The 10,392-nt window shown below is 44.6% G+C and carries 10 protein-coding genes; 3 read left to right on the forward strand and 7 right to left on the reverse strand.

The window, feature by feature from the left end:
* Window positions 1-114: 114 nt before the first annotated feature.
* From ABFX15_RS06830 to ABFX15_RS06860, 7 genes are all read right to left on the reverse strand, one after another.
* The gene (locus tag ABFX15_RS06830) at window positions 115-2,400 is read right to left on the reverse strand and encodes a glycoside hydrolase family 65 protein (RefSeq protein WP_346024716.1); all 2,286 of its coding nucleotides are present in this window, start codon (window positions 2,398-2,400) and stop codon (window positions 115-117) included.
* Window positions 2,401-2,642: 242 nt separating this feature from the next.
* Window positions 2,643-3,584: a sugar kinase gene (locus ABFX15_RS06835; protein ID WP_346024717.1), complete on the reverse strand. Its 942-nt coding sequence runs from the start codon at window positions 3,582-3,584 to the stop codon at window positions 2,643-2,645.
* Window positions 3,585-3,596: 12 nt separating this feature from the next.
* Complete coding sequence (locus ABFX15_RS06840; protein ID WP_346024718.1) at window positions 3,597-4,238, reverse strand: bifunctional 2-keto-4-hydroxyglutarate aldolase/2-keto-3-deoxy-6-phosphogluconate aldolase; 642 nt, start codon at window positions 4,236-4,238, stop codon at window positions 3,597-3,599.
* A gap of 199 nt (window positions 4,239-4,437) precedes the next feature.
* Entirely contained in the window at window positions 4,438-5,103 is a 666-nt protein-coding gene (locus tag ABFX15_RS06845) for a GntR family transcriptional regulator (RefSeq protein WP_346024719.1), read from the reverse strand.
* A gap of 322 nt (window positions 5,104-5,425) precedes the next feature.
* Window positions 5,426-7,120, reverse strand: coding sequence for a DUF2207 domain-containing protein (locus tag ABFX15_RS06850; protein WP_346024720.1), 1,695 nt, complete (start codon window positions 7,118-7,120; stop codon window positions 5,426-5,428).
* A 126-nt stretch (window positions 7,121-7,246) separates the two neighbouring features.
* Window positions 7,247-7,450, reverse strand: a complete 204-nt coding sequence (locus ABFX15_RS06855; RefSeq protein ID WP_346024721.1) for a hypothetical protein — start codon at window positions 7,448-7,450, stop codon at window positions 7,247-7,249.
* Entirely contained in the window at window positions 7,443-8,147 is a 705-nt protein-coding gene (locus ABFX15_RS06860; RefSeq protein WP_346024722.1) for an NAD(P)H-dependent oxidoreductase, read from the reverse strand. Before ABFX15_RS06860 ends, ABFX15_RS06855 begins: the two co-directional genes overlap by 8 nt.
* 135 nt (window positions 8,148-8,282) lie before the next feature.
* Between ABFX15_RS06860 and dhaK the strand changes: the two genes are divergently transcribed.
* From dhaK to dhaM, 3 genes are read left to right on the forward strand one after another with little or no spacing between them, the layout of a single operon-like run.
* Window positions 8,283-9,275 carry a dihydroxyacetone kinase subunit DhaK gene (dhaK, locus tag ABFX15_RS06865; protein ID WP_346024723.1) on the forward strand — a complete coding sequence of 331 codons (993 nt, stop codon included), beginning with the start codon at window positions 8,283-8,285 and terminating at the stop codon, window positions 9,273-9,275.
* A gap of 21 nt (window positions 9,276-9,296) precedes the next feature.
* The gene (gene dhaL, locus ABFX15_RS06870) at window positions 9,297-9,884 is read left to right on the forward strand and encodes a dihydroxyacetone kinase subunit DhaL (RefSeq protein WP_346024724.1); all 588 of its coding nucleotides are present in this window, start codon (window positions 9,297-9,299) and stop codon (window positions 9,882-9,884) included.
* Window positions 9,877-10,254 carry a dihydroxyacetone kinase phosphoryl donor subunit DhaM gene (gene dhaM / locus ABFX15_RS06875; RefSeq protein WP_346024725.1) on the forward strand — a complete coding sequence of 126 codons (378 nt, stop codon included), beginning with the start codon at window positions 9,877-9,879 and terminating at the stop codon, window positions 10,252-10,254. The genes dhaL and dhaM overlap by 8 nt, the downstream gene beginning before the upstream one ends.
* Window positions 10,255-10,392: the final 138 nt, after the last annotated feature.

Consider the following 10,392-nt stretch of genomic DNA (forward strand, 5'->3'; position numbering starts at 1 on the left):
AACAGTTCCTACTGCCAAGTCTGTAGTGGACTTTCACCACCAAGTTGTCGCCCATGCCGGGCGCACGAAAAAAAGAAGCAGAGAGCCTACCCTCTGCTTCTTTTTTTCAAATGATTAAAGTTGAATTTTTTCTCCATTCTCAACAATAATGATCGGCTCTCCTTCAAGCAATGTATATTCCGTGGAGGACGGTGTCAGCATCACTTGAATCAATCTGTCTTTCACTTGTACCTTGAAGCTTAAACTGCCCCATTCCTTAGGACAATGAGGCGTCAAGTAAAGTGTCCCGTCATTGAATCGCATCCCTGCAAAGCCCTGAACGATACTCATCCACGTTCCGCCCATATTTGCAGCATGCACCCCGTCTTTCGTATTCGACTGAAGGTCGCTGATATCCATCAGAACTGTATCCATAAAGTAGTCATAGGCCTTTTCGTGTTTGCCAATCTGACTGGCCATCATGCCAAAAACAGACCGGGAAAGAGAGGAATCATGTGTGGTCACTTTTTCATAATAATCATAATCCCGTTTCAGCTGTTCCATTTCAAAATCATCGAAGAACAGAAACTCTGCCAGAACCGTGTCTGCCTGCTTGCAGACCTGGTGCTTGTATATCGTCAGAGGATGGTAATTAAGCAGGAGCGGATAGTTTTCTTCTGGTGTGTGTTCAAAATCCCAGACTTTTTTATGGAAGAAACTGTCGTCCTGCATCGTCAATTCTTTCTCCTCGTCATAAGGAAGAAACAGTCTGCTCTCTGCTTTTTTCCAGTCTTCCAATTCATCTTCAGTCACATGCAGCTCCTCCAGTTTGTCAGCCGCCTGCTCCTGCGCTTTCTGTGCGTACTCAATGGCATAGGACAAATTCTTTTTCGCCATCAGATTGGTGTAGAAATTATTGTTGACGATCGCCGTGTACTCATCGGGTCCTGTTACATCATTCAGGACAAAGGCACCGTCCCGTTCGTCGTCGAAATGTCCCCATTCCAGCCAGAAGCGAGCTGTTTCAACGAGGATATCCAGTCCTTCATTGAACATGAAAGCCTCATCTTCCGAAACTTTACCGTAATCATAGACGGCATGGGCGATATCTGCATTGATGTGAATCTGAGCCGTTCCAGCTGGATAATAGGGACTAGCTTCTTCCCCATTGATTGTCCGCCAGGCAAACAATGCTCCGTTGTCGATAGCCATAGTCCGTGCCCGCTCCCTCGCCTGAGGAAGAATACTGTGTCGATACATCAGCAGAGACTTGGCAATCTTTGGCTGCGTGTAAAGGAAGAAAGGAAACATGTACATTTCTGTATCCCAGAAATAATGCCCTTCATAGCCTTCACCGGTAAGTCCCTTGGCAGACATGTTTGTATGCCCATCCCGACCGGCTGCCTGATGCAGATGGAACAGATTGAATCTCAGTCCGATTTGGAGTGCCTGGTCGCCCTCCAGCTCAATGTCACTCTTATCCCAGAATTCGTCCATAAATAACAGATGTCTCATTTTCACTTCATCATACCCAAGTGTTTCAACCTCTGACATGATTTCCTTCAGATTCTCAGCCTGAGAATCCGTATCTTCTTCATTACTGTACTTATGACTGTAAGCTGTGAAGCGATCAATGATTACTGGAGCTGACCTGTCAGTCTGAAAGCTAGCGGTGACCTTGTTTTCAATCCGTTCAAGGCTGACCTGTTCAAAACGAGACACGACATGATCATAAATGACCGCATGCAGATCAGAGGCATGGGTGCTGATATGAATCATTCGGCCTGAGTCAGTCGATAGTGGGCGGGAATCAAATCTTCTTTCCGCCTGTTCCTTTTTTCTTGGATCCGGATCGTCTTCCGCCGACTCTTTCTTGCCCATATCTTCCAGTTCATCCAGTTCGAAGAGAAGCTGAACTGGCAGGTCATCTTTTTCTGACTCAATAATAATGCGCTGCGCCAAAATTTCTGGAAAATCGTAGGAAACAAAGCGTTCGATCGTGACATCTATTGACTGCTGCTTAGAATTCTCCCATGAAAAGGTCCGAGTCAGCAGACCGCTCTTAAGATCCAGTGTCCGTGAATGATGATCAACTTTTCCTGTTTCTAGATCAAATAGCTCATCATCCAGCGACAAATCCAATTTTTTAGCATCAGGAACAGGAATCGTCGTCTGATGATGAGTCGCATATCCGTAGGCCCATTCGCCGTAAGTGATTGGCTCAGTATCATAAAACCCGTTCATCAGCGTGCTGTCGCTGTGACTGTATGCCTGTGTCCGATGCCTTTCCTCCAGACTGCCTCTTGTTCCAATGTGTCCGTTTGAAAGTGAGAAGAGCGTTTCGTTCTGTCTTATCTGTTCTGAATCTGTACCAACTTCTTTAAGCGTCCACAACGTACCGTTTTTAATCAGGTCATGCATAAGCGATCGCCTTCCTTTCTTTACTGTTTATTTTGTCAATAACCCGGAAAGAAAGCAAGCTGAAGCCTTTTTGATAAGAAAAACTTCACGTACCGTTCAGCTATTGCTGAGGTCCCAGAAGAGCAGGCGAGCAGTAAAGCTAGAACCTGTCAATTACCGTATAAACCTTATACGTTCCCACTTTGCGGCAGTAAAAAACCTGAATACGCCGGACATCAGTCGACTTATTCAGGGTAGTGTCATCAATAATTTTCAATATAGGTCGTCAGTTCTTCAAGGGAAGGCAGCCCTTCGTTGTCCCCTTCATTCTGGACTTGGAGAGAGCCGATTGCATTGGCACGTAACGCAGCTTCCGGCCAGGTCAGACCGTTTAAATAGCCATGCAGAACACCTACAGCAAATCCGTCTCCGGCGCCGACAGTGTCTACGACTTTCTGCACTTTAAAACCAGGCACATTGATCGTGTCTTTTCCTTTTTCTGTAACAAACGCCCCGTCTGCTCCGCTTTTTGTAATGACGATCTGTGCACCCTTATCAATATAGAAGCGCGCGATAGCTTCAACGTCATCTGTCCCGACCAGGGTCTTGCCTTCAGAAAGACCAGGAAGCACCAGATCAGAGAGACCTGCAAGATTATTTAAGACAGTCACCATTTCATCTTCCGAAGACCAGAGAGCAGGCCTCAGGTTCGGGTCGAATGATATGAATGTTCCGGCCGATTTAGCCTTCTTCATCAGATAGACGATTGCTTCTCTAACCGTCCCGCTCACTGCTGGCGGAATGCCAGTTATGTGAAGCAGCTTCACATCAGAAAAGTCGATCCTATTTACATCAGCCTCTGACAGTGTAGTGAAGGCGCTGTTGTTTCTATAGTAGGCAGTAGACGGATCGCCGTCCTGAACTTTATTTTTCATCATCAGCCCGGTGTTGTGCTTCGGTGAATGAAAGATGTAACTTGTCCCTATCTTTTCTTTTTCGATGGCTTCTTCAATATAATCGCCTATGGGGTCCTTGCCCAGCTTCGTGACGTATTCCACTTTGTAATCCAGGCGGGACAGTCCTATCCCGACATTGATTTCCGCTCCTGCCAGAGATCGCTTGAACAAAGTGACATCTTTCAGCTCCCCATATTCCTGAGCAGTAAACAACCCCATCGGTTCTCCAATTAAAATGACATCCGGCATATGATCACGTCCTCACTTCACTTCGTTGTATTTCTGAACAAAGGCTTGAGCCTGCTCTGTGACACTTGAGTAGCCTTGAGTCTTCAAATCTTTAGTCAACGCACTGCCGATACCGACAGCCCATGCCCCGTTATCGATCCACTGGTCCATATTGTCCAGACTCACACCACCAGAAGGCATCATTTCTACATGCGGAATCGGGCCATGTACATTTTTGATGAAAGCAGGTCCCAATATTCCACCCGGGAACACTTTGACCACTTCGACTCCTGTCGCCAGTGCGTCCGCCACCTCTGTCACTGTGCCGCATCCAGGAAGATAGGGAATCCCATATGTATTGCAGACAGTTGAAATTTCCGGCACCATATTCGGGCTGACGATGAACTCAGCTCCCGCAATAATCGCAATACGTGCTGTTATTGCATCCATGACTGTTCCTGCTCCTACAACCATATCCGTCCCATCAAATTTTCCAGCAAGATCCCTGATCGATTCGTCGGCTTGCGGGGTCGTAAACGTCACTTCGATATTTTTGATTCCGCCTTCATAAACAGCTTCGGAAATACGCGTCGCTTCTTCAGCAGACTTCCCTCTAATCACTGCAAACAGATAATTGTCTTTTAAACGGGTCAAAATCGCTTGTTTTTTTGTCATAATATCCTCCTTGAATGCCTAAACTCATATATTAGTATAACGCTTTCTTTTGTGAAGCTCAATACTCTACCATATACATATCAAACCATATCAACAGTTCAGGCAAAGTCCTGATATAATGATTACTCTTGTCACATGCCTATAAAACAATCATCAGAACGGCGTCTTCTTGTGCGTTCGGCTTTCAGCTAACTGGTGTTTATTTTCTGAAATAGTCAGAATACTTTTTCATTATTTCACCTTGAGCTTCATCCATCAGATTGATATGTGCAGTCACTAAAGTCTTTACTTCATCTGCCTGCTTAGATTTTACTGCTTTAATCAGCCCTTCATGCTCATCTACAATCTGATTGTAGTCAAATGTTATGTCTTTCAGATGAAGCCAGCGGAAACGGTCAAGATGCACACTGGCTTCTTTTATCCACTGCCATGCCTGTGCTTTACCGACAAGTTCATAACACTGCTTATGAAACTCATTGTCAACATCAAAATAATCAGAAACATTATTATTCTTAAAGGTCTCTCTTTGTCTATCCAGAATTTTCCACAGCATTTTCTCGGACTTTTCATCCATCACACCGCACAGCTCTGTCATCACTTCTTTTTCTACACATTCTCGAATAAAACGTGCCTGTAATGCTCTACTCATATCTATTCTGGATACATACGTTCCTGACTGAGGAAAGGTGAAAATCAGATTCTGTTTTTTCAACTGCTTCAATGATTCTCTGATTGGCGTTCGTCCCACTTCTAGAAGATCGATCAAATGAGATTCTGAAATTTTCTGACCTGGATACAAGTCAAGTTTGATAATCATTTCTCTTAAAACTTCATACGTCTGGTCCTGCAAAGTGATAGTCTGCATAAATACCTTCCTAACTTAAATATGTCATACTTGTATATTAATATCATAAATATATCACATCTGAACAGTCAGTGGCACCATTTTATGAAAACCCCATCATTATTGTCCCGCCTGTCTTCTCTAATATTAAGACTTGCTTTATCGTTTTCCTCCCGATGTTTGAACAGCAAATTAATCTGCATCTGTCTATCAGTACATCTATCTCATTAATCATACGTATGAAAAAAGCTAGACTCATTCAGAAGGAAGACCTTCTAAACAAGCCTAGCATGTTCATAGTGCACTATAGATCATATCATCTGGATGACCAGCAGCTTTAACGTCAGCGTGCTCCGCCGCCTCCGCCACCCATGGCACCGCCCCCACCACCGATGGAGGTCGATCCGCCGAAGCCACCTGAAGATGAGTAGCCGCTGTGCATACTGCTGGAAAACACATGCAAGCCTGGATAATACGTATAGTAGTACGGGATATACTCGATATCCTGTTCTGCCCAGTCCGGCATGATTGCTTCAATAGACTTGATCACTTCTTCTTCTTTTCCATACAAGCCTGCCCACATCAGGAATGACTCTTCAGGAATCAGCTGTTTATAGCTGAGTGATTTGTCCTCACCTAATGCATTCAGATGATTTTCAAACTGGGTCAGATGATCGTAGAGCCTCTGACCTTTTTTTGTAATCGATGTATACGGCAGTCGTGCAGTCAGGAAAGAAACAGTATCTTCCTTGATATACCCCTCTGCAATCATCAGATCTCTGGAGTCGTCAAGAAGCTGCTTATCAAGCTTGTGAAGTTTGTCTGCCTGTTTTTGAGCCCATTTCTTCATTTCTTTACTGCTCATCTGGTAGCTGCTGTCAGTCGCTTCGATCAGAGAATTCCAGAGTTCTGCTTCAACTGTTGATCCTGCCAGGTCTTGCTGTGATTTCCTCTCAAAGGTCTCCGGAACAAAAGTCAGACGGGTCTTATTTTTTCTGCCTTCCTCGCCTTCTTCTATAATCAGACATTTTTCCTTAGACCATTTCAGTAAGAAGGCAAAGAAATAATGCTCAACCGTTCCCATCTGCAGCTGTTTCAGGAAGAAGGCAACATCTGTAATATCACCATCTTTGTAAGGAATGTCTGTGTAATACATCCCTTTGTTCCGTTTGCGTTGTTCGTAGAAATTAGGGATTTTCCCGCCATCTTTTTTCAGCTGTTCAATTTTTACCAGAACGGCTAATACAGCTAGTACAAACGCTACCGATGCACCGATAATAACAGAGATGACTGTCCCACTCAGTCCTCCTCCACCCGCACCTCCACGTCCAGGATCCTGCTCTATATCCTCAACGACTTCAGCAAGGGTTCGTTCATCATAATATGACAGCAGGAACGGATTATTAAGAAACTGTACAATTACCGCGACATTCTGGTTGTCTTCCAGTTCAGCCTGAGTATAAGTACGGACCTCTCCATCAAGCAGATCAATCTTTCCCTCATAACCGAATCCCCAGATTCTAGTCGTATCCTGAGTGAAATCGAATGGCCCGATTATATCGATCGTCAGATTTTCAGGAGGAATGTCTCCAAATGTATTGAAATTCCAGTGCATGGACTGCCCGTCTTCCATCTGTCTGACTATATTGCTAAGAGTATAGGTCACTACATACTCGTTACGCCCATAGTCTCCGATCCCCCATATCAGTTCCGTTTCAGACGAACTGTCATCTATGCCATATGATCCGGCTTTATCTTCTCTGGAAGCATTGGAATCCCAATCAGTCTGTTCTTCCATACCTTCAACGTAGAAGTCGATGACTTCCACACCATCGGTCTCTTCTATGACGATAAAGAGTTCAGTTCCTTCTTCCATAGTCATGTCCCGTCGTTCAGTAATAACGGCCGTCCCGTTTTCGAGCAGCTGGACATCAATAGTCAAGTCGTGCAATGTATTTCCCTGTGCCTTTACCGGACTAGCTGTAAATATACTTCCTGTTACCAGGATAATCAGCCAGCCTACCCACCCATACTTCATGATTGCTCCTCCTTTTTTTTCTCTCTTGATAACAGTATATATAATAAAAAAGAGAAAAAATATAGTCTTAGGACTGATTTTTTCTCTTTAGCTCGTCAATTGTTCTGATTTTCCGATTGACCGGCATCAGTTTCCCCAGTTTCCCGGACTCCATAAAGTCCCATCCAATTCTCCCTGAAGCTGCTCTTTACGTGTTTCCTGTTCTTTAATCAGATCTGCTGCTGCTTTAAGGAGTGCTTTCTGTTTATAATCCCGGCTTGAATCGAAAAGCTGGTCTAGTTCCCTGATGATCCAATCCTGTTCATCCATCTTCTTCCACCTTTCATTCATGATAATTATCAATATGCATGCGCAGTTCATCCAGTTCCATTCTATTATCTTCAATAAGCTCAATCACCTGTTCGATAATGAATTCAGGCTGATCAGTACCCAAGGTTTCAGTAGCTGTCTCCTTCAGTTCGGCAACTATCCATTCTTCGCGAGATTTGAGGGAATCCGGTTTTTTTAGTGTAAGATACTGCTGATAACGGATCAGCAGTCCCATCCGCTCCTCTTCACTCATATACGCATACTGAAAAATAGAGAGCGGCTTGAGATAAGTCATACCGATTTTTCTAGCCACCGCTTGGAACGGCTTGGTCAATTCACTGATACTGTACCCTTCCTGTCCACCCGTCTGGTACTCCTTTTCTGAGAGACCTATGGACAGGACGAGTCCCAGTTCTTTGCCCTTGAGCTTGTCCCCTCTATACCCGAAAGCAAAATGTTCGGTCAGAACCTCATCTTGCCAGTGCTTTAAAAAGGGGGGAGACGAATACCAATAGAATGGAAACTGAAAAATGATACGGTCGTGAGACTTGAGCAGCTCCTGCTCATGTTTTACATCTATGACTCCATCAGGGTAAGTTTTTTCGAGCGGATGCAGTGTCACCTGCTCCAGTGAACGGTCTGACAAAGCCTGAATAAGAAACTGCTGGCTACCTGATTCATCTATGCTCGGATGGCTGATAATGACTAATGTTTTCAAATCTATTCTCCTTCCCGTTCGATATATGGTATAAGTATACCAAAAAGTCCTTTCTCAGAAGTGAATAATTAGAATTTCATTTTGAAAACGAGTACAATATGGTTAGAGAAAACAATAAGGAGGCAGAATATTATTATGAAGAAAATTATCAATCAGCCGGATCAGGTCGTTGATGATATGCTCAATGGATTGGCATATGCCTACGACTCGCTGGTCAGGCGTGTACCTGACACAACTGTGATTGCGCGGACACTTGACCCGTCTGGAAAAGTTGGGCTGGTCAGCGGCGGAGGAAGCGGACATGAACCCAGTCATGCCGGCTTTGTCGGTAAAGGTATGCTTTCAGCGGCTGTGGCCGGGCAAGTCTTTACGTCCCCTACACCTGATCAGATTCTTGAAGGCATAAAAGCGGCAGACGAAGGTCAAGGCGTTTTTCTTGTCATCAAGAACTACACAGGTGATGTCATGAACTTCGACATGGCAAAGGAACTCGCTGAGCTGGAAGACATCGAAGTCGATTCCATTGTTGTTGATGACGACATCGCTGTAGAAGACAGTACATTTACAGCCGGCCGAAGAGGAGTCGCCGGGACAGTTTTCATGCATAAGATTCTTGGAGCGGCAGCTGAATCAGGTGCATCACTCAAAAATATCAAGGCACTGGCTGAACAAGTAAATGACAATCTGTATTCTATCGGTCTGGCACTTTCCCCTGCAACCAATCCTGAAGTAGGCAAGCCGGGATTTGAGCTTGAAGATAATGAAATAGAGTTCGGAATCGGCATACACGGAGAACCTGGATACAGCCGTGAGAATCTGAAACCATCGAAAGAACTGGCTGAAGAATTTTTATCCAAACTAAAAAAAGAAGTAGACTGGTCAGCTGGAGACAAGTTTGCCGTGATGGTAAATGGAATGGGTGCTACTCCGCTGATGGAGCAGTTTGTCTTTATGAACGATATCAGAGCTTTGCTGGATGACGGCGAAGAACTGGAACTGGTCTACAGAAAAGTAGGCGATTATATGACGGCAATCGATATGGCAGGGGTTTCCTTGACATTACTGAAAATAGAAGATGAACAATGGATCGACTACCTTAATGCACCTGTTGAGGTCATTGGCTGGTAGATAACTGGAAGGAGCGTTTAAATGGCACAGACAGAAAAATGGATAAAAAGTTTCGAACACTTCAGCAAAAAAATAACTGATGAGAAAAGTTTTCTCAACGAACTCGATTCTGCAATCGGGGACGGGGATCATGGAAGCAACTTGACAAGAGGTGTAGCGGCTGTCAATGAGAAACTGGAGCAGCAAAGCTACGATAATCTGTCAGACCTTTTCAAGGACATCGGAATGGTCCTCGTAAGTAAAGTCGGTGGAGCCAGTGGTCCCTTGTACGGATCGGCTTTTATCTCCATGGCCAAAAAGTCCAAGGAATCAGATGACATTTCATCTCTCCTATCCTCCGGTCTCGACGGCATAATTAAACGGGGTAAAGCTGAAACAGGTGAGAAAACGATGGTTGACGTCTGGGCTCCAGCAGTCGATGCATTGAAGGATGGGACACTTGATCAGTCAGTGATCGACAGTGCTCTGGAAAGCACGATAGACATGAAAGCGACTAAAGGGCGGGCATCTTATCTAGGAGACCGTTCAATCGGTCACATCGATCCCGGGGCACAATCGAGCGCTTATTTCTTTGAAAGTCTTCTGGAAGCGGGTGTGACTGATGAGTAAATCTTTTGGTGTGCTTCTCGTCTCTCATGTTGAACGTGTCGCTTCCGGTCTGAAACAGCTTCTGGACCAGGTCGCTTCCGACGTGACGATCAAAACAGCAGGTGGAACTGAAGACGGCGACGTCGGGACATCCTTTGATCTGATCAGCGAGACTCTGGAATCTTTTGAAGAAGATAATGTCCTGTGCTTCTATGATCTGGGAAGCGCAAAGATGAATCTGGACATGGCAACTGAAATGACTGAAAAAAATGTGGAGATTTTAAACACTGCATTCATAGAAGGAGCCTATACAACAGCTTCACTGCTGCAGGCTGATGTCCCACTGGATAATATTAAAGAACAGATCAGTAAGCTTGTTATAAAAGAGTAATCGAGTAGGAGGTAAATAATTAATTTATTTACCGTCCTCTCACACCACCGTGCGTACGGTTCCGTACACGGCGGTTCAATATCTTAAGTAAGCAGACTCTGCCAGTTGGTTTAGTGAAACTAAACCCCACTGGTAGAG

The organism is Alkalibacterium indicireducens (genome assembly GCF_039522005.1).
Taxonomy (GTDB): domain Bacteria; phylum Bacillota; class Bacilli; order Lactobacillales; family Carnobacteriaceae_A; genus Alkalibacterium; species Alkalibacterium indicireducens.

Bases quoted from the DNA above. Each gene is read 5' to 3' on its own strand.
- ABFX15_RS06850 (WP_346024720.1), bottom strand. From the start codon at position 7,120: ATGAAGTATGGGTGGGTAGGCTGGCTGATTATCCTGGTAACAGGAAGT.
- ABFX15_RS06830 (WP_346024716.1), bottom strand. From the start codon at position 2,400: ATGCATGACCTGATTAAAAACGGTACGTTGTGGACGCTTAAAGAAGTT.
- dhaK (WP_346024723.1), top strand. From the start codon at position 8,283: ATGAAGAAAATTATCAATCAGCCGGATCAGGTCGTTGATGATATGCTC.
- dhaL (WP_346024724.1), top strand. From the start codon at position 9,297: ATGGCACAGACAGAAAAATGGATAAAAAGTTTCGAACACTTCAGCAAA.
- dhaM (WP_346024725.1), top strand. From the start codon at position 9,877: ATGAGTAAATCTTTTGGTGTGCTTCTCGTCTCTCATGTTGAACGTGTC.
- ABFX15_RS06855 (WP_346024721.1), bottom strand. From the start codon at position 7,450: ATGAATGAAAGGTGGAAGAAGATGGATGAACAGGATTGGATCATCAGG.
- ABFX15_RS06835 (WP_346024717.1), bottom strand. From the start codon at position 3,584: ATGCCGGATGTCATTTTAATTGGAGAACCGATGGGGTTGTTTACTGCT.
- ABFX15_RS06845 (WP_346024719.1), bottom strand. From the start codon at position 5,103: ATGCAGACTATCACTTTGCAGGACCAGACGTATGAAGTTTTAAGAGAA.
- ABFX15_RS06840 (WP_346024718.1), bottom strand. From the start codon at position 4,238: ATGACAAAAAAACAAGCGATTTTGACCCGTTTAAAAGACAATTATCTG.